Genomic DNA, 20,555 nt, shown 5'->3' with positions numbered 1-20,555 from the left:
TCGCTTTCACGGAAGATTAAACGTCACTGAAGACAGTTTTTTTCCATTGGTCAATCACAATCAACCGCATATCTCGGAGTGTTTCCCCACAGTGCATATCCCCCTGTTCACAGGTTCAAAAATCTAAGTTTTTTCTCTGCCTTGGACTAAAAATTGAGGGATAACAACGGTGTAAGTCTGATTGGGTCTAAGGAGCGATCGCCTTCTAAAATCTTAAAGGCTTGACACCAATAACGAAGCGATCGCACCATATTTTTCCCCACACCGAGACGCACTGGCGCATCTTCCGCCAAAAAAATACGATCATCTTTTTCGGATTGATCAAACCCCTTTTTTAGCCAGCCAAACCGAGGGTGAAACGTCTCGTGACGGGCGAAAACCGGATTGGGGGACTGGATACTTGAAGGGCTTTGAATCATAATAGTTGTAGACAGCGGTTGCTATTGTTATCATTAATGATAGCCTATAGATAAGCGCCAAATTGAGCAATGGTAATGGGAAGTGATGAAAACTCGTCGGACTCGTAGTCAAGAACGAATTTTGAACAAACTTAAAACCCTGAGGCGATCGCTTTCGGCTCAGGATCTGTATATGGAAATGCGTAAAAATGACCAGGCTATGGGACTAGCCACAATTTACCGTTCCCTCGATGCACTGAAAAAGGAGGGTTTGGTTCATGTGCGGCTATTAGGGACTGGGGAATCTGTTTATGGTCTGGTACAGGAGGATGAACACTATCTGACCTGTGTTGAGTGTGGTTACTCAATTGTGATTGATGAGTGTCCAGTGCATCATTTAGAAACCACCTTACAAGAATCCCACCATTTTAAGATTTACTATCATACCCTGGAATTTTTTGGTTTATGCGATCGCTGTGCTAAGAACAGCAAATCCTGATGGTCTCCACCACCAAATCACTCGGATTTTTTCGGCTTATAGGTAGAAGCCACCTGTAGTTCTTTTAACTGTTTTTGATCAACCCCAGACGGTGCATTGGTAAGCAAACAACGGGCTTGTTGTGTCTTAGGAAATGCAATCACATCTCGGATCGAATCTTCCCCAGCTAATAGCATCACTAAGCGGTCTAAACCGTAAGCAATACCGCCATGGGGGGGTGTTCCATATTCAAAGGCTTCTAATAAAAAGCCAAATTTATTGTAGGCTTCCTCCGTAGATAAACCGATCGCATCAAACACCTTCTCTTGAATTTCCCGCTGATAAATCCTGAGACTACCGCCGCCAATTTCCGTACCATTTAGCACCAAATCGTAAGCCTGAGCCCTCGCCGTTTTCAAATCGTTAATATCATCAGGATGGGGAGAAGTAAAGGGGTGATGGATAGCTTCCAGGCGTTTTTCATCCTGGTTCCACTCAAACATAGGAAAATCCGTCACCCACAGCAGATTAATTTGGTTCGGGTCAATCAATCCCAACCTGTTACCAATCACTAATCGCAGTCTGTCCAAGGTTTTATTAACCGTGGCTACATCCCCCGCACCAAACAGTAATAAATCCCCCGCTTTAGCATTAGTGCGCTGCAGAATTTCCGCTTTTTGGTCATCACTCAGGTTATCTTTAATCGCGCCGATAGTATCGATTTGTCCATCGGCTTTCACCCTAATATAAGCCAATCCTTTCGCCCCGGCTTCGGTGGCTTCTTTAAACAAATCCCCACCGGGTTTAATTTGCACATTAGAAATCAAATCATTTCCCCCAGGAATCGGCAGGATTTTCACAATCCCCCCCGATTTTATGGCGGCGGAAAATACTTTAAAACCGGAATCTTTCAGCAGGTCAGAAACATCAGCCAGTTCTAAGCCAAAGCGGGTATCTGGTCTATCACTCCCATAGCGTTCCATCGCCTCACTATAGGTCATGCGCGGGAATGGGCGGGGTAAATCAATATTTTTGACAGTCTTAAAAATATGACAAACCAGGTTCTCATTTAAAGCGAGAACTTCCTCCTGAGACATGAAACTCATCTCCATGTCTAATTGAGTAAATTCCGGTTGTCGGTCAGCCCGTAGATCTTCATCCCGGAAACAGCGGGCGATCTGATAATAGCGATCGAACCCGGAGACCATCAGCATTTGTTTAAACAATTGGGGAGACTGAGGAAGGGCGAACCACTCCCCGGGGTTAACCCGACTGGGAACTAAATAATCCCGTGCGCCTTCGGGAGTCGATCGCGTCAAAATTGGGGTTTCCACCTCAATAAAATGTTCTTGATCTTCCAGGAAGCGCCGCATAGCCTTAATCACCTCATGGCGCAATTGTAGGTTACGGGTCATGCGTTCCCGTCGCAGGTCCAAATATCTATACTTGAGGCGTAATTCTTCGCGGACCGATTCGGTATCATTACTAGATACCAGGAATGGTAGAGGCTTTCCTAGTCCGTTGAGGATCTCGATTTCATCAGCATATACTTCTATATCCCCCCCAGGTATTTTGGGGTTGATGGACTCTTCGGGACGCTGTGAAACCCGACCAGTGATGCGTAAAACGTATTCATTACGGACAGAAGTAGAAAGGCTGTAGGAATTAGGGGTGCGTTCAGGATCGCTGATAATTTGTACCAGACCACTGCGATCGCGCAGATCCAGAAATACCACCCCCCCATGATCGCGATAGCGATCGACCCAGCCGCAGAGGGTGACTGTTTCTCCAATATTAACACTTCTTAGGTGTCCGCAGTAGTAGGTTCTCATGGTTATCGCGGGTAGGTTCTCAATTGAAAATTTTAGTCTCGCAGTGTACCAGTATACGAGATTATGCTGAAAACTCGCACTAATTTTTTAGGCCAACTTTTTAGGTAATTTGACCGTAAAACAGCTACCCTGACCCTTTTGGGATTTCACATCAATACTGCCATGATGGGCGGCGACAATTCGGGATACCAAATGCAGTCCTAAGCCACTTCCCGATCGCTTATGGTTTCCTTGACGAAACCGATCAAAAATAATGGCGCGATCGCCATCAGACATTCCCTCTCCGGTATCCTCAACTTGTAAAATTATCTCAGGTGTGCCATGGGTCGGCGTGGCTGCTACCTTTAGAAGGACGGTAATTTTGCCCATATCTGTAAATTTCACCGCATTTCCCAACAAATTCATCACCACCCGCCGCAATTCTAAGGGGTCTCCCACCATTGATATCCCCGCTTCCACCTGGTCTATATCTATGGTTAAGCCTTTTTCCATAGCCAGGGGGGTCAATTCTTCCACTACCTCTTTGACTAATGCACTCAAGTCTAGGCTAGAGAAGGCAATAGTTTTGCGATCGGCTTCATAGCGATATACTTCCAGTAGGGTATTTACCATCTGTAGCAGATTTTGGTTACTGCTAATCATAGTAGCGATCGCCTCTGACATTGTTGGGGTCACTTGTCCTAATGCACCCTGCTGGAATAGTTTTAACATTCTATCCGCCGCCACCAGGGGGGTCCGTAGGTCGTGGGTGAGACGAGAGACAAAATCTTCCCGTTGGCGTGCCATTTGCGCCTGTTCATCGATACTATGTTTAAGTCTGAGTAGCGATCGCACTCTGGCTAGGAGTTCGTCAATTTCTACCGGTTTACGGATAAAATCGTCCGCCCCCGCGTCCAGTCCTTCCACTACACTAGACTGATCATGGGCTGTAATCAATAAAATCGGGATAAATGGCAGATTGGGATTATTGCGGATACGGCGCGTCACTTCATACCCATCAATTCCCGGCATCATCACATCCAATAATACCAGTTGGGGGGGCTTCTCTAATATCGTTTTTAGGGCTGACTCCCCGTCCGGTTGACAATAAACCGTGTATCCCTCGTCAGCTAACATGGCTTCAATCAGAAATAGATTTTCTGGGGAATCATCAACCGCTAAGATATTTGGGCGGGAGTGTGTTGAGGGTACAGCAGAAGAATACATAGTTATTGTATTTTGTCAGAAATTATCCAAAAAGCTAAAGTTTGCCACACTATCGAGTCCGTTTAGACCACCTTAACAGTTAATGGGTCAAATCGGGTTGAGATACTCCCGCCTTGTCTCTGAGATGATGACCCATCTCCTATTAATGATACAATCATTGTTTCGTGGCTGACAATAACTCAGGGTCAGCCTCCTACCAGCACATTATGGCAGATTTTGCCTAGTGCTGTTTTCCGACAAAGCAGTTACAACTCCCCTAAGATTGATTTACTGGTATTGATAAAATTTTCTGGAGGTAAAATCATGAAAAAAATTCGGGTGGTTTTAATTGAAGATCATGATTTAACTCGTGTGGGTTTAAAAACAGCCTTACAACAGAGTGAACAGGTGGAAGTTGTGGGGGAAGCCTCCAACGGTCGCCAGGGTTTACAAGTGTTGAAATTGACTCGACCTGATGTGGCAATTGTTGATATTGGTTTACCTGATATAGATGGCATTGAATTAACTCAACAGTTTAAAGAATATCTGCGGGTAAAAGGGGGACAAAATACTAAGATTTTGATTCTGACTATGCACGATAATAAAGATGCTGTGATGGGTGCTTTTTCGGCGGGGGCAGATTCTTATAGTGTTAAAGATGTGAGTATCGATCGCTTAATGGAAGCTATCCAAGTCACCAGTGAAGGCAATTCCTGGATTGACCCCGTGATTGCTCGCACTGTCTTACAACAGGCTCAAAATCTACCAGGTGAAAATAAGGATGCGGCTACTGTTACTATAAATGCCGTTGAACCAGAGTATAAAGAATTTTTATCTACCTGTCCCCTAACTGAACGGGAATTGGAGGTCTTAGAATTGATTGTCGGCGGACGCAGTAATGCCGAAATAGCTGAAAAGTTATATATCACTGTGGGTACAGTTAAGACTCATGTTCGCAGTATTTTAAATAAATTGTGTGCTGACGATCGCACTCAGGCGGCGGTCAGGGCTTTACGTTCCGGCTGGATTGAATAATTGCCTTAATTCCTATTCCCCACCCCCTCTGGCTTTCTGCGATTGTCTCCTCTCTAATCAAATGGGTTTTACCCTGTTGACACTATCGGTTGATTTATGTTAATCAGCCGCTTTTTAGGTGCGTTGACATCAAATCTTGACATAGGTATTTTTATACTTCCCTAGATAGAGGATAGATGGGGGTATTGTATATTATAAGTTATTGAGTATGGAATGGGTAACTGTAAATCGGCTACCATCAAATTCCGTGCCATCTCGATGATACTAATAACCCAGATATAAGTTAAGAGTTTTCCCCCTGGCTTTGTCTGGGTAAATTGCAGAAAATTTGGTTGGATATTGTCAACAAAATGACTATGAATATTTATGATAGTGTAATCCCCCAAAACCCGGCTAATATCCTGATAGTAGATGACTCCATAGATGGCAGATTATTAGTAGAAATTCTGCTGCAAGATGCTGGCTACAACGTGCAAACAGCCGAGAGTGGTCAGGTGGCATTGCAGATGGTTGAGTCATCACCGCCGGACTTAATTATCTTGGATTTGATGATGCCAAAAATGAGCGGTTATGAGGTGATAAAAATCTTGAGGTGTCAACCAACCATCCCGTTTATTCCGGTCTTGATTATGACGGCTTGTGGCTATTTGGAAGAAAGAGAACAGGCACAGATTGATGTGGATGGTATCATTTACAAACCCATTAATTTGGATTTATTATTGTCTCAAGTGGAGGGGTTGTTAAAGAAGACAAAAAAGCCTAGAAATGAATATTGTCTGGGTTCCTATGGTTGAGGTGGAGATTGCCAGCCTAAAATCCGGTAAACATCAATCAGTTGCTGTTTGCCTTTGAGAGGAATCAATCCCCAAGATTCTACCTCAAATACATCGGGAAGATAGACTAAAGTTTGATAAGCAATGAGGATGCGACAGGGTTCAGACTGTCTATCTTTCTCACAACTTTCCAGGCGAGAGGCAATATTAACGGAATCTCCCAACAAGCAATATTCTAGTCGATCGCGACTGCCTAAACTGCCAGCAACTATCGGTCCGGTAAAAATCCCAACTCTCATTTCAATAACGGGTAGATTTTGGGATTGCCAAAGTTTATTTAACTCCATGAGACGATCGCCCATTTCCAAAGCACAAGCCACCGCCGCATAGGCATCTTGAGCAATTTCTGCCTCCGTAGTGCGGGCGATAGGAACGCCAAAAGCAGCCATAATCCCATCTCCCATAAACTTGTTGATAATACCTCGATGACTATGGACACATTGAGTTAAGGTAGCCAGATACTCATTCAGCCATTCGATTAATTGTTCTGGGGGTATTTGCTCGGAAATTGTGCTAAAATTGCGGATATCAGTAAATAGCATAGTAGCCACCAGTTTCTCCCCGGGTAACTTGCCATTAGTCATCAGGCGATCGCGACTATTCCATAAAGCCTTGGCGATTTCCGGGGAGGCATTTTGTCCGAGTAATCCCATCACCACCTGTTGCTGTCGCTGGGCGCGAAATCCCAGGTAAATAATCACAATCACAGAAGTAAACAGGAGAGTAAGGCTAGGGGTAACCATGGGAACCCAGACACTGTTTAAAAATAGGTAAAATCCCCCCATCCACAAAACCCCTAACATTAGTGGGGGGCAAAATATCCACACCAGGGGATGACGCACCACGACAACGACCATGACACCTACCACCCCCCAACCTATAGCCCAGACAAATTCTGCCCAAGGTGGCCAAAACACAAACAGAGAACGTTCTCCCGCCACCACATCTAAAAGTTGACTAACCATTTGGGCGTGAATTAACACTCCTGGCATTTTCGGGGAAATTCTGCGGCTGGGACTATAGGGAGTCAGAAATAGATCTTTTCCGCTGGGTGCGATCGTTCCGATTAACACGATTTTATCCTCTACCCAGGAGGAGGGGATGTTACCATAGAGAACCTCGCTCACACTCACCACCCTAGCCAAGGGTTTACGGGAACGGTAATCGAGGAGAATTTGATATCCTTGGTCATCAATGGTCTGATATCCGCCACTGGTGCGGTCAAGGGGTAAAAATTCCGCCGCCCCCCAACGAATACCATCAGGGTGAAGGGGGCTATTGGTGGGTTCTATTCCCTGTTTTTGCCAGTATCTGAGGGCGAGTCGCATGGAAAATGAGTAGAAGGGTTCGTCTTCAATGGTGGCTAACATTAAATTGCGGCGCACTACTCCATCAGGGTCTAGCAATAAATCATTGAATCCGACCCGACTGGGGGGGACGGTGGGAGGGGCGAGGGTTCCCTGAACTTCTGCATCTCCTAGGGCTTTGATGGTGATAATTTTGGGGTTGTCAAGCTGTTGGATTAATGATTGATGTCCGGGTTCATAGGGAATGTCGCGATAGATATCTAAACCGATCGCTTGAGGTTGTAGCTGGGAGAGGCGATCTAAAAGTTGGGCGATAACTTCATCAGATAAAGGCCAGCGATTGAAGGCGACTATATCTTCCTCGGTGATACCAACTATCAATAATCGCGGATCTGGCTCTAAATCGTTGCGCAACCGCACCATAATATCAAAGGCTATCAATTCGAGGGTTTGGAGTCCTCCCGCCTGTTTCAGGAGCAAAATTGCCAGGATAACGATCGCATTGGCGATCGCACAGGCGATAATCTCTTTGAGATCTGCGCGTTTGTTTTTGAAAACTTGCAACCACTTCCCACTCACGGTTAATCCCCATTTGGTCTAGCCATTCCCATTATTATTATTACCCACACGGGGAAAGACTGGGGGAAATTTAACCGGGGAATGCCGATATTTGTTATAATTACCCTAGGGCGAGAGTTGGCGCAGGCGGTTGCGGATTCATTAATTTGGATCTGAGGAAAGTCCGGGCTCCCCAAAGACCAGACTTGCTGGGTAACGCCCAGTGCGAGCGATCGTGAGGATAGTGCCACAGAAACATACCGCCAAAGGGGCTAATTTGGCTCACTGGTAAGGGTGCAAAGGTGCGGTAAGAGCGCACCAGCGATATCGTGAGGTATCGGCTCGGTAAACCCCGGTTGGGAGCAAGGTCGCAGGGATGACGGTTGGTCTTTTACCGATCCCGTTTATGGTGTACCGCTAGAGGTGTCTGGTAACAGACATCCCAGATAGATAACTGCTATCTTGATTGCTATTGGCAGTTGAGACAACAGAACCCGGCTTATGTCTGGCTCTTGCCTTTTTAACAACCCACAAAGAAAGGGGATTTCTCGGCGACGGGGAATTGTTAATCATCGGGAAATTGCCAACAGGATATTCTCTCGATATTTGTGCTTCCACAACTGGCGCAGTTTTCGTCCCAGGCTGAACTTACCCATTCGGCTTCACAGTCTCGACAGTGACAGAAAACGTTATTAATATCGGCTTGGCGAATTTGCGATCGCCAAATTTCTAATAACTCCTGATGGTTGCTTGATGTATCTTCGGACATAAGTGATGATTTCTGGGTTGGGCTATTATGTCAATATGCTATAATGACGGGCGCTGATTATCAAGGACAACCATGGCAATTTTACACCTGGAAAATGGGGCTACCTATACTGACCTAGAAGATATTAGGCGAGAACTTTCCGCTTTGAATGTTAACCTAAATAGATGGCCTGTGGGAGAAGATCCAGAAATTCGCCGCCTATTGGGTGAGGCGAGTTTGGATGACAACCAAAAACAACAGGTGCTACAATCTCTGGATGGGTATTTTAAGGAACTTCAGGAAACGGCTGGTTATCAGTCCAGGGATTTAATCGTTTTACATCCTGATATCCCTAACTTAGACGGCTTACTGGCTAAGTTTGAGCAGTGCCACACCCACGCTGATGATGAAGTGCGCTATATTATTGAGGGGGAAGGTGTCTTTGGTTTTGTGGGTGTTGATGGTGGTCAAATGGAGTTAGTCATTGAAGCGGAAGAATATATTAATGTTCCAGCAGGGACGGAACACTGGTTTCACTTGACGGATACTAAGAGAATTAAGGCGGTGCGCTATTTTAGTAATACGGAGGGATGGACCCCGGAATATACTAACACTAAAATTCGGATTTCCCGGGATTCGGCGGCGGCGGTTTTGGGTTGATGGCGCGATCGCACTGGGATTAGGTAAGATAAGGTTAGGGGGTTGTCTAGGAGGGAGGGTGAATGAGTCAATGTCTCAATCCTGACTGTTTGGCTAATAACCCACCTGATAGCAGGTTTTGTCAGCGATGTGGTGCTAAACTGTTATTAAAAGAACGCTATAGGGCGATCGCCATTATCGGTCAAGGTGGCTTTGGTCGCACTTTTAAAGCCGTTGATGAGGACAAACCCTCGAAGCCTCTTTGTGTGATTAAACAGTTTTTTCCCCAAGGGGTGGGGACTCAGGGAATTGAGAAAGCTAAACAACTGTTTGAACTGGAAGCGGTGCGTTTAGATGAGTTAGGACATCATCCCCAAATCCCGGCACTTTATGCCTATTTTACCCAGGATAATCGCCAATATTTAGTGCAGGAATATATCCCGGGTAAAACGCTGCTAAAGGAGTTGGAAACCCAGGGAAAATTCAGCCAGCAACAGGTGATTAATCTGCTGGGGAGTTTATTACCGCTGTTGGATTTTATCCATAATAAGCAGGTAATTCACCGGGATATTAAACCGGATAATATCATCAGAAGACACCCGGACCAGCAACTGATTTTAGTGGATTTTGGGGCGGCAAAATTTGCGACAGCGAAGGCTTTAACCAGTCCGGGGACTAGCATAGGTTCCTCGGGATATGCGGCACCGGAACAAACGTTGGGACAGGCTAACTTTAGCAGTGATATCTACAGCTTGGGTGTGACCTGTATTTATTTATTAACCCAAGTACCCCCCTGGCAATTATACAATGTTCATGATGGGGAATGGAATTGGCGCAAATATTTAGGCGATCGCCTAAATTCTCCCCTCGCAGATATACTAGATAAAATGGTGATGACCAGCAGCAATAAACGGGCTTCAAGTGCGTCGGAAGTCCGAGACGACCTGAAAGCATTGTTATCACCATCTACGGACTATAGTTTCCTAGAAAAGCTGCTGAAAAGTGGCAGATGGAAGGATGCCGACCGAGAAACCACCACGTTAATTTTAGCAGTAGCCCATAGGGAAAGTCAAGGTTATTTGGATATAGAGAGTTTGGGGAAGTTACCCTGTGATATATTCCGCACCATTGATCAGCTTTGGTGTCAATATAGTAATGGTCGATTCGGATTTAGTGTCCAGTATCGAATTTGGCAAGAAATCGGGGGTTCTACCAGTGCGGATATAGAGACTTATAAGCTGTTTGGGGAAAAGGTGGGATGGCGGCGACCGAATGACTGGTTATGGTACAATAACTTAGTGTTTGAAATAGACAAAGCACCCCCCGGTCATCTCCCGTCGGGGAGGGTGGGGGATATTGCGATCGCCAGTAGATTAATGGGGAAATTAGGAGGGTTTGGATTGACGAGAATTCTGGCAATTATGGCAAAATTAGAGGAGTGTGGCATCGGCTAATCAAGACCTGAGCCAAGCCTTCCAAGCAAAATAGGGTAAAGCCAACATTCTCCGCCACCGCCAAGGTTCCTGATACAAACGATAAAGCCATTCTAAATGATGTTCACAAAACCAAGCGGGGGCGCGTTGTTTTTCTCCCCCCCAAATATCAAAACTGCCACCAACTCCAATCCACACAGCATCAGGACATAAATGGCGATTTTTAGCAATCCAAAACTCTTGACGGGGAACCCCTAAACCGACTAGAATTAATTGAGGTTGTAATTCCTGGAGACTGGCAAGCATTTCCTGTTCTTCGGAGTCGGACAGATAGCCGTGATAAGAGGCGATCGCCAAACCTTTAATCCGGTGCTGAAAATGCTCTGCGGCTTTTTGAGCAATGCCAGGTTTTCCACCATAAAAAAACACCAATCCAGAGGGTATTAGCTGGTTAAACTGATGGAGGAGGGTTTCGGCTAATTCAATTCCCGGACAACGCTGGATAGGGTGTCCTTTGAATTTTAAATAAAGCACCACCCCCGCACCGTCAGGAATTACTAGGTCGGCGTTTCGGATTAATTCGGCTAGGGGTTGATTAGATTCGGCGGCGATCGCCATTTCAGCATTGAGGGTGATGACATTAGTTCCCAAACCCTGACTCAGCCGCGATGACAGCCACTGGCTATAATTATCAGCCAGATGTACTGGTAATCCCAAAACCGGGAAAGTTGGTAGGTGTGTTTCTGGTGTCAATGAACTTGGTGCCATGGATTGAGTTAATTCCCTCACAGAAAATTATACTGGCGATCGCTCTCCAAATTAACTAATTTCTGCGGTTTCGCTTTCCTCGTCTGGGAAATGCGATCGTCCGGTTGGCTCCATGGTTTGGTTGGCTCAAAAATAGCGGAAACGGTTTCCGTCCCCTGACGGGGAATTGGTAGGGTTGGACACAGCTTGACCACCACCGCCGCCACTTCCACCGCCGTTTCCGTCCCCTGACGGGGAATTGGTAGGGTTGGACTGCTTAGTTAAAGCAGTGCAAAGAATTTAACTACATTAATAAGAGTTTCCGTCCCCTGACGGGGAATTGGTAGGGTTGGACCATGATGTTCACATTTCCATTGTGGACCATCATGGCATTCATAGGTTTCCGTCCCCTGACGGGGAATTGGTAGGGTTGGACGACAAGAAGTTGGAATTAAAAACAGCGCAGGGCATTTATTTAAGTTTCCGTCCCCTGACGGGGAATTGGTAGGGTTGGACATACTCAAGGTAATAAGGTTATTATCTATTGACCTCAACAGAAGTTTCCGTCCCCTGACGGGGAATTGGTAGGGTTGGACTAGATTGGCGTACAAAAAAACCTGTCGAACGCCGAGTTATGACTGTTTCCGTCCCCTGACGGGGAATTGGTAGGGTTGGACAACACCAATCTTGGGATTTGCGCTCCACCGGGGACTACTAAAACTGTTTCCGTCCCCTGACGGGGAATTGGTAGGGTTGGACAGTCTTATGCTGAGTTGCTTCGAGAAGATTTAGCAGACGTTGAGTTTCCGTCCCCTGACGGGGAATTGGTAGGGTTGGACTCCCCCTCCTCTTCCTCTTGCCCTTACAGGCAATTATCACTGGGTTTCCGTCCCCTGACGGGGAATTGGTAGGGTTGGACTCCTAATTTTCCCAAACACTCCAAATTGCCCGCACCCAATAGGTTTCCGTCCCCTGACGGGGAATTGGTAGGGTTGGACCCGGAACAACCGGAACAACAACCGGAACAACCGGAATCTTCCGGTGTTTCCGTCCCCTGACGGGGAATTGGTAGGGTTGGACTGTTACCTTTATAATATATAAAGGACATACATCAATTAATTCTGTTTCCGTCCCCTGACGGGGAATTGGTAGGGTTGGACACTATCTCCTCCAGGAGGAGGCTATAACGATAGTTAGGAGTATACGTTTCCGTCCCCTGACGGGGAATTGGTAGGGTTGGACTACCAGAAGTCCGTTATGGACTGCTTAAAAAGAAACGAGTTTCCGTCCCCTGACGGGGAATTGGTAGGGTTGGACCCTATACCTTTGGAAACGTTGCAGTATGGGGTTTTCAAGGTGCGATCGCGCGAGACTACCTAGAAGGTGCTTAACAAAACTTTACAGGCTGTTTTTGTCGAAGCAAATTCCTTTGTTTTCACGTAAATTAATACTATCAGAGACAGCGCCAGACTGTCAACCCCCAAAAACAAAAACTTTTCTGTTGTTGGCTCCAGTTTACTTGAACGATCGCCCTATTCAAACTCGCGCGAGGTTATGAGAATCTGTAATATAACTTTACAAACCCCGAAACCATTACCCCCAAGGCAACAGAGCCATTAGGGAGTGTCGATCGCCTCTCAAAACCGAAAGAATTATGAGAATCACCACCCACTGCAGCAGGCAGGTGGTATCCTAGAGGCAAGATTCCGCCCAAGTACAAATCAAATCGCCCAGGTGTGGGCTATGGTCTAGGGGTGGCGTGAGGTGTAGTTGGCTGTGGGGAAACCTGTCACCAAGATTAGCCACCAAATCAACGATCGCATCAGTAGTGCGACCCGAGAACAGGAAATAAGGCAAAATCCCAATCCGGTGATATCCTGCTTGTAGCAACTCCTGAACCCGTGACTCCATCCCCGGAGCCACAGACCAATAAGCCACAGAAGCGTTGATTTTATGGGCTAGGTGAGCGATCGCTTCATTTCCACCCGCGCGGCGACTCCCATGGGAAAGTAGAATCCAAGCATCAACATCGTAACCACTCATAACATTTTCCAGCAGTACAGACAACTGCTGGCGTTGGCTTCCCAGATAAGGTTGTAGGTGAATTTCTATCTCGGTTCCCAGGGATTTTTGGGCTAACTCCACCTCCGTGGGGATATCTTCTCCCACATGGACCCCAGGTAACAGAAACAACGGCAGAATTTGGACTCGATGAATCCCTAAACTCAGGCTATACTCAGCGAATTGGTGAATTTGTGCAGATAGCGGAGTCGGTCCCAACTCCAAAACCGCACTTCCCACCAAAGAATCAGTTAAACTATCCCCACCCTGAGTCACCTTGAGGCGATCGCTCAACTGTTGTGCTAACTTATCTACAGCTAATTGAGGGCGGCGATCGCGACTACCGTGGGACACAAGCAAAACAGTGGATAACACGGGTTACTAATGAAACTTCAGTCAATCAGTCTAACCCATCCCCGGCGTACATTGTACAACAAGCGGTCGGGTTGGACTCGTATTGCTTTACCTCTAAGCAGAAGGCGATCGCTTTTTTAGTTTCCGTCCCCTGACGGGGAATTGGTAGGGTTGGACTATGATAAATTATCAGAGGACCTAGAAAATTATCTTCTAACTGTTTCCGTCCCCTGACGGGGAATTGGTAGGGTTGGACCAAAAATGGAGTATTATTAATCAAATTAATATATAAGCCAGAAGTTTCCGTCCCCTGACGGGGAATTGGTAGGGTTGGACTTTATCTACTTTACACTTTGGTCATTGCCGGAGTAGCATGGTTCGCGTGTTTCCGTCCCCTGACGGGGAATTGGTAGGGTTGGACATCACTACTGAGTCCCCCACAATAATGGAGTTTGCTCCTTATGCAGTAGTGTTTCCGTCCCCTGACGGGGAATTGGTAGGGTTGGACTCCACAAAGATAGTCCAGAAGTGATAGAAATAGTGAATAAGTTTCCGTCCCCTGACGGGGAATTGGTAGGGTTGGACCATCCATGAGATTTTTGAAATTCCTGAAGTTAAATCCGCCACCGGGTTTCCGTCCCCTGACGGGGAATTGGTAGGGTTGGACTCGAAATTGCTCCCACCTTCCAGTCCTCAATCATGAAGGTTTCCGTCCCCTGACGGGGAATTGGTAGGGTTGGACCGTCCTGTCTAACTATGCCTTCATACGGCAGTACAAGACCGGTAAAGTTTCCGTCCCCTGACGGGGAATTGGTAGGGTTGGACTAGAGCTTCCAGTGGTGTGCATGAACCCACTGGACGACATGGTTTCCCGTTTCCGTCCCCTGACGGGGAATTGGTAGGGTTGGACGAGAACATAGAGTACGAAGTATACCAACAACTTTCAGGAGAAGTTTCCGTCCCCTGACGGGGAATTGGTAGGGTTGGACAACAGATCTGTTGCGGCTGTCAATTAGGGCTACTAAGTTTTTAAGTTTCCGTCCCCTGACGGGGAATTGGTAGGGTTGGACCTAAACTAAAATGGACAAAATAAAAACAGATCACTTTCCTTTGGTTTCCGTCCCCTGACGGGGAATTGGTAGGGTTGGACTGCAGATAGCAGTCCAGCTTCTCCTCCCGGAGGACTATCTCCTGTTTCCGTCCCCTGACGGGGAATTGGTAGGGTTGGACGAAGAGGATCACCCCACGCGGATCGTAAGGGATAACTCATGGGCAGTTTCCGTCCCCTGACGGGGAATTGGTAGGGTTGGACCTTGGATCTGGTCGCTTTCAGCCACGAAGCGGGGGGGTGGTTTCCGTCCCCTGACGGGGAATTGGTAGGGTTGGACCCTATACCTTTGGAAACGTTGCAGTATGGGGTTTTCAAGGTGCGATCGCGCGAGACTACCTAGAAGGTGCTTAACAAAACTTTACAGGCTGTTTTTGTCGAAGCAAATTCCTTTTTTTTCACGTAAATTAATACTATCAGAGACAGCGCCAGACTGTCAACCCCCAAAAACAAAAACTTTTCTGTTGTTGGCTCCAGTTTACTTGAACGATCGCCCTATTCAAACTCGCGCGAGGTTATGAGAATCTGTAATATAACTTTACAAACCCCGCAACTATTACCCCCAAGGCAACAGAGCCATTAGGGAGTGTCGATCGCCTCTCAAAACCGAAAGAATTATGAGAATCACCACCCACTGCAGCAGGCAGGTGGTATCCTAGAGGCAAGATTCCGCCCAAGTACAAATCAAATCGCCCAGGTGTGGGCTATGGTCTAGGGGTGGCGTGAGGTGTAGTTGGCTGTGGGGAAACCTGTCACCAAGATTAGCCACCAAATCAACGATCGCATCAGTAGTGCGACCGGAGAACAGGAAATAAGGCAAAATCCCAATCCGGTGATATCCTGCTTGTAGCAACTCCTGAACCCGTGACTCCATCCCCGGAGCCACAGACCAATAAGCCACAGAAGCGTTGATTTTATGGGCTAGGTGAGCGATCGCTTCATTTCCACCCGCGCGGCGACTCCCATGGGAAAGTAGAATCCAAGCATCAACATCGTAACCAATCATAACATTTTCCAGCAGTACAGACAACTGCTGGCGTTGGCTTCCCAGATAAGGTTGTAGGTAAATTTCTATCTCGGTTCCCAGGGATTTTTGGGCTAACTCCACCTCGGTGGGGATATCTTCTCCCACATGGACCCCAGGTAACAGAAACAACGGCAGAATTTGGACTCGATGAATCCCTAAACTCAGGCTATACTCAGCGAATTGGTGAATTTGTGCAGATAGCGGAGTCGGTCCCAACTCCAAAACGGCACTTCCCACCAAAGAATCAGTTAAACTATCCCCACCCTGAGTCACCTTGAGGCGATCGCTCAACTGTTGTGCTAACTTATCTACAGCTAATTGAGGGCGGCGATCGCGACTACCGTGGGACACAAGCAAAACAGTGGATAACACGGGTTACTAATGAAACTTCAGTCAATCAGTCTAACCCATCCCCGGCGTACATTGTACAACAAGCGGTTAATAATCGCCTGTTCATCCTCCGTGATGGTTTCTTTGAGGAGGGTAGCTTTCAACTTTTGGCGGTCTTCAGTCGTCACCACACTGGAAAACATCACTTGACCAAACATTTCCTCAAGGGAACCGCTAGAATTGGTCATACTGTTATAGTAGCTGCTCATGTGCCTAACCTCAATGCTCCACTATATATATATCTTCCCTCAAGTGGCTGATTTTTTCTGTGATTATACAGACGACTACATATGAGTTGGATCACCTTAACAGGTGATCCCCATCGCTCTTAGTTGTGATTTGCATCAACCGTGCTGGGGGATACCCTCTATTATACCCCACAATTCATTTAAGTTTAACCGAGGCAATAATCCCCCCAAAAAGGCGATCGCTTTGTGATATAAATAGAAGCGGTTTCTACGGGAATATATCTTAATTATGCACCTTGAACGAGCCAGCGGTATCTTGCTACACCCCACCAGCTTCCCCAGTCGCTTTGGTATTGGTGACTTGGGACGTGCCGCTTATGAGTTTATCGATTTCCTGGAACGCAGTGGCCAAAAAGTTGGGCCATACTATCTCGAAGCCCCTCTCCCCCCCGGGATTCGGATTTAGGGTGAGGGTAATGTTTTCAGAAAGTGGCTTCTAAGCTAGAAAGCCACCTCTGTAGTATAGGGGGTATTCCTAACACAGGTTTTTTCCCTATAATCTCAAGGTCAGTTGGCGACCAAAACTAAAGCTAATTAACCGCCAAGGAACTCTACTATTTCGGAGTGTTTTGATTCTGACAAAATAACCTGCTAGTAATCGCAGTATGCCTTTAAGGCGGGCTTTAGCGCGTATCAGTTGGGGATTATATGCCTGGGTATATAATGGATCAAAGGCTATTTCTCCCCAGAGAACATCGGCTTGATGACCAGGACTTAAACCATGTTTGCGGTGTTCAGGGTTAGCCAAACCTCCGTGTTCTCCGTAATTGCGGAAAGGAATAAAGTTTTGCAAATTATGAGAGCGCAAGAATGTATCTATTTCCGAATCCCAAGTAGAATAAGTTTTTCCCTGAGTTGTTTCGGTGATTTTCTCGGAGAATTTAATGAGAAGTTCTGCGGCTTTGGGGCTGACAATATAAGCGACCGTACCGACTGAAAAACCTTCGGCATATCCTTCTGGAGAGACCCAATATACTTGAGGGCTGCAAGTATAAATCCAGGTAATTCCGAGATTAGGCAATTCCTTATCAAAAGGTAAAGGCAGTTGTCCAAATTCTAAAACCGGAACAAAATCCGCTTCCACAATTAAACTAGGCTGGCTCTGCTGAGTCGCTATTTCCCAAGCCTGACGGTGGTTGAGCATACACCTATAACTTGGAGAAAATTGTTGATATTCTGGCTTATCTTCTTGGCGAATAACTAGACATTCAAATCCTTCTTTGGTCAAGTATTCTTCTAATTGTTGAGTAGGCTCTTTATACGCAATAATCAAAACTTGACTCAGAGTATCAACTAAACTATTCATATTCGCTATTACCTCAAGTAAGTGGCTTGACATGAGAACATCCGTCCACAAGAGATTTCAGCAGCCGTGGCGATCGCCATAAGCGTTTCATCATATTTCCGCCCTCATGGCTAGTAAAAGACCCCGATTTTTCGCCCCTACCCATGTTGTACACTGTGGGGACACAAAATCCAAGTTCTCCCTGGTGGGTTTTCCTGTTCAGGAGTTGGGTAAAAACTATATCGGTCAGCTTTTTTGGTCATGTTATACATGGTAGATCCAGCATCATTTGTGTGATATAAATAAAAGCGGTTTCTACGGGAATATATATTAATTATGCACCTTGAACGAGCCAGCGGTATCTTGCTACACCCCACCAGCTTCCCCAGTCGCTTTGGTATTGGTGACTTGGGACGTGCCGCTTATGAGTTTATCGATTTTCTCGAACGCAGTGGCCAGAAAGTTTGGCAAATTCTGCCTCTCGGTCCGACCGGTTATGAGCATTCCCCCTACATTATGAACTTTAGCACCTTCGCGGGAAATCCTCTGTTGATTTCTCTCGATCGCCTAGCGGAAGAAGGGCTGCTAAATAGCCGGGAATTGCTACCCCTACCAGATAACCATAACCCCCAGCGGGTTGACTTTCCCAGGGTCATTGCTCATAAAGGACAATACCTCAAACAAGCCTTTGATTGCTTCTGGGAGTCCCTACAATCACAACCTAACCATCCTTTCGAGGAGTTTTGTCAACAAAAAGCCTCCTGGCTCAATGATTACGCCCTATTTATGGCACTCCTAGAGCAGAACGACGGTAAAGACTGGAATCAGTGGGAACCTGCGATCGCTCGCCGAGAACCCCAAGCCTTGCAAGCCAAAACCGAAGAACTCCACACCCAGATTATATACCATAAGTTTCTGCAATTCAAGTTTTTTGAACAGTGGAGTCAACTGCGACGCTACACCAACAATAAGGGCATTAAAATTATTGGTGACATCTCGATTTATGTGTGCTATAATAGTGCTGATGTCTGGTTTGCGCCCAACAACTTTCAACTAGACCCAGAAACCCTGAACCCTGCCTATATTGCGGGAGTACCGCCGGACTATTTTAGTGCTACCGGACAACTTTGGGGGAATCCGGTTTATGATTGGGATGAACTAAAACGGACTAATTTTGCTTGGTGGATTGAAAGATTCCGCGCCACGTTGGAATATGTAGATTGGGTTCGGGTTGACCATTTCCGAGGCTTTGAAGCCTATTGGCGGGTTCCCTTTGGGGAAACTTCGGCTTTGAATGGGGAGTGGGTGACCGCGCCGGGTGCGGAATTTTTTGAAAGTCTCGGTCAACAGTTAGGAAGTTTACCAGTTTTAGCGGAAGATTTAGGAATCATTACCCCAGAGGTGGAAGAGTTACGCGATCGCTTTGAGTTTCCGGGAATGAAAATCCTCATGTTCGCATTTGGGGAAGATTCTCGCCACCCCTATCTACCCCATAATTATACCAGAAATTCCATTGTTTACACGGGAACCCATGACAATGATACTACAGTGGGTTGGTGGCAAACCATGAGTCCCGAAATTCGTCAGCACGTCGCTGGCTATTTAGGGTATGCTTTCCCAGAAGCCATTGAGGATATTAATTGGGCGTTAATTCGGTTAGCCCTAAGTTCCATTGCTGACCTGGCGATTTTCCCCCTTCAAGACCTGTTAGGATTAGATAATCGAGGGAGGATGAATGACCCTAGCACCAATGCGGGAAACTGGCGTTGGCGCTACGAAAGTTCCACATTGTTAACGCATCCTTTGTGCGATCGCCTGCGCTATTTAACCCAAATGTATAGCCGCTAAATTCCCCTTTTTTTGAGGGAAGGTTGGGGAGGGTAACTGATAAACCCCCCCCTGATTAAATCGGCTGTACTCCCTAGGATTTAGTCTTGATATTGCGGAATTCTACCAGAGTCTTAAAATAGGTTTCTGGTAGACCCGTATCAAAACAGCGACCTGGGACAAGATACCCAGTAATTTGTTCTTTTTCTAGGAGAGTTTGCAAACAGGAAGTCAGTTGATATTCTCCCTTTTCCCGGACATCATGGCGGATATTGTCGGCTAAGAGGTCAAAGATTTTCGGTTCAATGATATACAGCCCAAATATAGTCAAAAACCGATCCCATTCCAGTCCGGGAACTCGCATATTTGTCCGCGCATAATTGAGAGTTGGCTTCTCATAGATTTCCGTCAGGTCAAATAAATAATCAGAATCTTTAACCGGAGTTCCGGCTACACAACCATAGTGCTGAATGCGATCGCCGGGAGTAATTCGCACACCGATAACACTCTGTTGAACTTTCTCATAAACCTCCAACAATTGACGGGCGCAGTTTACCTCCAAATCGGAAGCATAAACATGGTCACCCAATAGTAACATAAAAGGCTCATCATGCACCCAGGGGGCGGCACAAAAAACCGCATGACCGAATCCTTCTTGTTGTTCCTGGGTTAAAATAGTAATCCGTTCCCCCAAGGTTTGTAAATAGTGGCTATAGTCTCGACTACTGGGGGACAATTTCCGCCAAAATTCCGGTTTAGGAGACCCTTGGAAATAGTCCTCAAATAAGGAGCGATCGCCCGATTGAACAATAATTCCGACCTCTTCAATTCCAGCATTAATAGCCTCTTCCACGACCACCTGAATCACAGGTTTAGCGATTCCCTCAGCATCAACTATAGGGAAAAACTCTTTTTTAATCATTTTGGAGGCTGGGAACATCCGAGTACCAAATCCTGCGGCTGTGATGACAGCTTTGCGAACCCGACGATTTTCTTGTGCTTTCATAGTCTCAAATTATCCCCTTTAGGGAAACCTGTATATTTTAACTTATTTTATGCTGA

General features: G+C 46.3%; 17 protein-coding genes, 1 other RNA gene, 1 pseudogene and 2 CRISPR repeat arrays. Of the genes and pseudogenes, 8 read left to right on the top strand and 11 right to left on the bottom strand.

Features of this window, described 5'->3' with window-relative positions; genetic code table 11:
• Nucleotides 1–146: 146 nt before the first annotated feature.
• Nucleotides 147–419: a DUF4007 family protein gene (locus tag HFV01_RS02060; protein WP_108614698.1), complete on the bottom strand. Its 273-nt coding sequence runs from the start codon at nucleotides 417–419 to the stop codon at nucleotides 147–149.
• Nucleotides 420–504: 85 nt separating this feature from the next.
• Here HFV01_RS02060 and HFV01_RS02055 point away from each other — a divergent pair, with 85 nt between their 5' ends.
• On the top strand, nucleotides 505–897 hold the full coding sequence (locus HFV01_RS02055) for a Fur family transcriptional regulator (protein ID WP_006623460.1): 393 nt from the start codon (nucleotides 505–507) through the stop codon (nucleotides 895–897).
• A gap of 17 nt (nucleotides 898–914) precedes the next feature.
• Here the strand turns inward: HFV01_RS02055 and aspS are convergent, their stop codons facing one another.
• Both aspS and HFV01_RS02045 read right to left on the bottom strand, forming a co-directional pair.
• On the bottom strand, nucleotides 915–2,708 hold the full coding sequence (gene aspS, locus HFV01_RS02050; RefSeq protein WP_006623459.1) for an aspartate--tRNA ligase: 1,794 nt from the start codon (nucleotides 2,706–2,708) through the stop codon (nucleotides 915–917).
• A gap of 87 nt (nucleotides 2,709–2,795) precedes the next feature.
• Entirely contained in the window at nucleotides 2,796–3,914 is a 1,119-nt protein-coding gene (locus tag HFV01_RS02045; RefSeq protein ID WP_006623458.1) for an ATP-binding response regulator, read from the bottom strand.
• A 303-nt stretch (nucleotides 3,915–4,217) separates the two neighbouring features.
• Between HFV01_RS02045 and HFV01_RS02040 the strand changes: the two genes are divergently transcribed.
• The gene (locus HFV01_RS02040; RefSeq protein ID WP_006670859.1) at nucleotides 4,218–4,928 is read left to right on the top strand and encodes a response regulator; all 711 of its coding nucleotides are present in this window, start codon (nucleotides 4,218–4,220) and stop codon (nucleotides 4,926–4,928) included.
• 317 nt (nucleotides 4,929–5,245) lie between these two features.
• Complete coding sequence (locus HFV01_RS02035; protein ID WP_438861257.1) at nucleotides 5,246–5,722, top strand: response regulator; 477 nt, start codon at nucleotides 5,246–5,248, stop codon at nucleotides 5,720–5,722.
• Here the strand turns inward: HFV01_RS02035 and HFV01_RS02030 are convergent.
• Entirely contained in the window at nucleotides 5,713–7,647 is a 1,935-nt protein-coding gene (locus HFV01_RS02030) for a CHASE2 domain-containing protein (protein ID WP_193520788.1), read from the bottom strand. The genes HFV01_RS02035 and HFV01_RS02030 overlap by 10 nt on opposite strands.
• A gap of 113 nt (nucleotides 7,648–7,760) precedes the next feature.
• Here HFV01_RS02030 and rnpB point away from each other — a divergent pair.
• An RNA gene (rnpB, locus tag HFV01_RS02025) (RNase P RNA component class A) lies at nucleotides 7,761–8,143 on the top strand.
• 48 nt (nucleotides 8,144–8,191) lie between these two features.
• Here the strand turns inward: rnpB and HFV01_RS02020 are convergent.
• Entirely contained in the window at nucleotides 8,192–8,395 is a 204-nt protein-coding gene (locus HFV01_RS02020) for a hypothetical protein (protein ID WP_006623454.1), read from the bottom strand.
• Between the two features lie 72 nt (nucleotides 8,396–8,467).
• Between HFV01_RS02020 and HFV01_RS02015 the strand changes: the two genes are divergently transcribed.
• Nucleotides 8,468–9,034, top strand: coding sequence for a 1,2-dihydroxy-3-keto-5-methylthiopentene dioxygenase (locus HFV01_RS02015; RefSeq protein WP_006623453.1), 567 nt, complete (start codon nucleotides 8,468–8,470; stop codon nucleotides 9,032–9,034).
• A 62-nt stretch (nucleotides 9,035–9,096) separates the two neighbouring features.
• Nucleotides 9,097–10,467: a protein kinase domain-containing protein gene (locus tag HFV01_RS02010; RefSeq protein WP_108614696.1), complete on the top strand. Its 1,371-nt coding sequence runs from the start codon at nucleotides 9,097–9,099 to the stop codon at nucleotides 10,465–10,467.
• Here HFV01_RS02010 and HFV01_RS02005 read toward each other — a convergent pair whose 3' ends face one another.
• The 4 genes from HFV01_RS02005 to HFV01_RS01990 form a co-directional block, all read right to left on the bottom strand.
• Entirely contained in the window at nucleotides 10,468–11,214 is a 747-nt protein-coding gene (locus HFV01_RS02005) for a WecB/TagA/CpsF family glycosyltransferase (RefSeq protein WP_193520787.1), read from the bottom strand.
• A 144-nt stretch (nucleotides 11,215–11,358) separates the two neighbouring features.
• A CRISPR array of direct repeats spans nucleotides 11,359–12,510; the repeat unit is 37 nt; unit sequence GTTTCCGTCCCCTGACGGGGAATTGGTAGGGTTGGAC.
• Between the two features lie 375 nt (nucleotides 12,511–12,885).
• A complete protein-coding gene (locus HFV01_RS02000) occupies nucleotides 12,886–13,629 on the bottom strand; it encodes a sirohydrochlorin chelatase (RefSeq protein WP_187758141.1) in 744 nt (247 codons plus the stop codon).
• A gap of 118 nt (nucleotides 13,630–13,747) precedes the next feature.
• Nucleotides 13,748–14,996: direct repeats of the CRISPR family, unit length 37 nt; unit sequence GTTTCCGTCCCCTGACGGGGAATTGGTAGGGTTGGAC.
• Nucleotides 14,997–15,371: 375 nt separating this feature from the next.
• The gene (locus HFV01_RS01995; RefSeq protein WP_193520786.1) at nucleotides 15,372–16,115 is read right to left on the bottom strand and encodes a sirohydrochlorin chelatase; all 744 of its coding nucleotides are present in this window, start codon (nucleotides 16,113–16,115) and stop codon (nucleotides 15,372–15,374) included.
• A gap of 17 nt (nucleotides 16,116–16,132) precedes the next feature.
• The gene (locus HFV01_RS01990; RefSeq protein WP_006670650.1) at nucleotides 16,133–16,342 is read right to left on the bottom strand and encodes a hypothetical protein; all 210 of its coding nucleotides are present in this window, start codon (nucleotides 16,340–16,342) and stop codon (nucleotides 16,133–16,135) included.
• A gap of 268 nt (nucleotides 16,343–16,610) precedes the next feature.
• On the opposite strand from HFV01_RS01990, the pseudogene HFV01_RS01985 reads away from it, so the two are divergent.
• Nucleotides 16,611–16,739 (top strand): annotated as a pseudogene (locus HFV01_RS01985) (4-alpha-glucanotransferase); the annotation flags it as partial.
• 135 nt (nucleotides 16,740–16,874) lie between these two features.
• Here the strand turns inward: HFV01_RS01985 and HFV01_RS01980 are convergent.
• Nucleotides 16,875–17,687 (bottom strand): hypothetical protein, encoded by an 813-nt coding sequence (locus HFV01_RS01980; protein ID WP_008054892.1) that lies wholly within the window; start codon nucleotides 17,685–17,687, stop codon nucleotides 16,875–16,877.
• A 315-nt stretch (nucleotides 17,688–18,002) separates the two neighbouring features.
• Between HFV01_RS01980 and malQ the strand changes: the two genes are divergently transcribed.
• Nucleotides 18,003–19,514 (top strand): 4-alpha-glucanotransferase, encoded by a 1,512-nt coding sequence (gene malQ / locus HFV01_RS01975; RefSeq protein ID WP_193520784.1) that lies wholly within the window; start codon nucleotides 18,003–18,005, stop codon nucleotides 19,512–19,514.
• 73 nt (nucleotides 19,515–19,587) lie between these two features.
• Here malQ and HFV01_RS01970 read toward each other — a convergent pair whose 3' ends face one another.
• Nucleotides 19,588–20,499 carry a UTP--glucose-1-phosphate uridylyltransferase gene (locus HFV01_RS01970; protein WP_006623439.1) on the bottom strand — a complete coding sequence of 304 codons (912 nt, stop codon included), beginning with the start codon at nucleotides 20,497–20,499 and terminating at the stop codon, nucleotides 19,588–19,590.
• Nucleotides 20,500–20,555 lie beyond the last annotated feature (56 nt).

This window comes from Limnospira fusiformis SAG 85.79 (assembly GCF_012516315.1).
In the GTDB taxonomy this organism is placed as follows: Bacteria; Cyanobacteriota; Cyanobacteriia; order Cyanobacteriales; family Microcoleaceae; genus Limnospira; species Limnospira fusiformis.
This window is presented reverse-complemented; position numbering and strand designations above follow the sequence as displayed.

Bases quoted from the DNA above. Each gene is read 5' to 3' on its own strand.
- HFV01_RS02060 (WP_108614698.1), bottom strand. From the start codon at position 419: ATGATTCAAAGCCCTTCAAGTATCCAGTCCCCCAATCCGGTTTTCGCC.
- HFV01_RS02055 (WP_006623460.1), top strand. From the start codon at position 505: ATGAAAACTCGTCGGACTCGTAGTCAAGAACGAATTTTGAACAAACTT.
- aspS (WP_006623459.1), bottom strand. From the start codon at position 2,708: ATGAGAACCTACTACTGCGGACACCTAAGAAGTGTTAATATTGGAGAA.
- HFV01_RS02045 (WP_006623458.1), bottom strand. From the start codon at position 3,914: ATGTATTCTTCTGCTGTACCCTCAACACACTCCCGCCCAAATATCTTA.
- HFV01_RS02040 (WP_006670859.1), top strand. From the start codon at position 4,218: ATGAAAAAAATTCGGGTGGTTTTAATTGAAGATCATGATTTAACTCGT.
- HFV01_RS02020 (WP_006623454.1), bottom strand. From the start codon at position 8,395: ATGTCCGAAGATACATCAAGCAACCATCAGGAGTTATTAGAAATTTGG.
- HFV01_RS02015 (WP_006623453.1), top strand. From the start codon at position 8,468: ATGGCAATTTTACACCTGGAAAATGGGGCTACCTATACTGACCTAGAA.
- HFV01_RS02010 (WP_108614696.1), top strand. From the start codon at position 9,097: ATGAGTCAATGTCTCAATCCTGACTGTTTGGCTAATAACCCACCTGAT.
- HFV01_RS02005 (WP_193520787.1), bottom strand. From the start codon at position 11,214: ATGGCACCAAGTTCATTGACACCAGAAACACACCTACCAACTTTCCCG.
- HFV01_RS01990 (WP_006670650.1), bottom strand. From the start codon at position 16,342: ATGAGCAGCTACTATAACAGTATGACCAATTCTAGCGGTTCCCTTGAG.
- HFV01_RS01980 (WP_008054892.1), bottom strand. From the start codon at position 17,687: ATGAATAGTTTAGTTGATACTCTGAGTCAAGTTTTGATTATTGCGTAT.
- malQ (WP_193520784.1), top strand. From the start codon at position 18,003: ATGCACCTTGAACGAGCCAGCGGTATCTTGCTACACCCCACCAGCTTC.
- HFV01_RS01970 (WP_006623439.1), bottom strand. From the start codon at position 20,499: ATGAAAGCACAAGAAAATCGTCGGGTTCGCAAAGCTGTCATCACAGCC.